Raw genomic sequence first — 1274 nt, 5'->3', positions numbered from 1 at the left:
GAGTAGCGGCACGAAACTGATGCCGGTACGGAAGCGCCGGTCTGCATTCCCACGCAGGAGCGTGGGAACGAGATAACAAACGAGTGCGAGCGAGTCGCATCGAATTTTTGCAAACCCGCGACGCGGGGGATGAAAACAAGACGCCAACAGACCGCGGGCGGCGGTTGCGGTATCACGACACAATTGAAAAAGAGGCTTAATTGATGAAAACACAAACCTTAACCAACCGCGCCGCCGGTCAAAGCGGTTTTACCTTGTTGGAATTGCTGGTCGTCGTCACCTTGCTGGCGATTCTGGCCACCGGCGCATTGGTCGCCTACGACGGCGCCGACGAAAAAGCGCAATCCTCGCGCGCGGCCAACACCATCGGCGCGCTCGATCAAGGCGTGCGTGCCTACCGGGCCGTCACGGGTGCTTATCCGAATCAGTGGGATAACTTGGCGGACCCGGTAACTGATGGACAAGCTGCTGTAGGAGGCGATTTTATTCCTGAAAAATTACAGGATATTTTGGGCAGCGCTCAATTAGTTGGAGTAATCAATGACACAACGGTTGGAGTCGATATAGAAGACTATTTTGAAAATAACTTCGGCATGGATGAAATTCAGCATGTTTTTGGAGACGGTGTAGGCATCAATGGTCCAGTCGAACCGAACCGGGCGCATAACGAAGGTACGAATCCACCTAGTGCTACTGGCGGCGCCGTGGAAACCGAGTTTGGTGATTTCCTGGCAACAGGCAATTTAGCGAATGGAGACCCCGCCTATATTTCCATTCTTGCATCTAAAGCCTATGATAGAGAAGCTGCAACTCCTACCCCTATGGATTGCAAAGTAAATGGTGTTGATATTTCAACAGCCTGGACTGGAGATACCAATATTGCAGCCGTTGACAGACCGCGAATCATCAATTCCATTAACGATGCCTTGAGCACCGAGCGTTGTAATCTGGTCTTGGCAATCGGTTTCGGTGGCGACGCGGCGCAAAGCACTGTCGATTCCTCGGCAGGCGTGGTTCAAGCCCCAACCTACACCAGCAAAAACGTCAATCCAGCTAATCAATATGCGCGTTACATCGGCCTGTTCTTGTTGGCAAAAGGACCAAAAACAGATACGGCTGACGGTATAGATGTAACAAGGGCAAGTAATTTAGTAGCTAAAGATTTTCTGGCCCGTCCACGTCTGTTGGGCTTCATCGACACCGAAGGCAACACGATTGACATGAACATCGCCGAAGCGACCCGCGACTAAGGCGTAGCACCCCTCTGGTTCCCA

At 52.0% G+C, this 1274-nt stretch carries 1 protein-coding gene; it reads left to right on the top strand.

What is annotated here, in order from left to right; translation table 11 throughout:
* Positions 1-203 precede the first annotated feature (203 nt).
* Positions 204-1250, top strand: a complete 1047-nt coding sequence (locus tag ACRJJO_RS13360; RefSeq protein WP_431066199.1) for a prepilin-type N-terminal cleavage/methylation domain-containing protein — start codon at positions 204-206, stop codon at positions 1248-1250.
* Positions 1251-1274: the final 24 nt, after the last annotated feature.

The sequence above is a fragment of the Methylotuvimicrobium sp. genome (genome assembly GCF_050611805.1).
GTDB lineage: Bacteria > Pseudomonadota > Gammaproteobacteria > Methylococcales > Methylomonadaceae > Methylotuvimicrobium.
The sequence above is the reverse complement of the archived record's forward strand: the minus strand, read 5'-3'. Positions and strand labels throughout refer to the sequence as shown.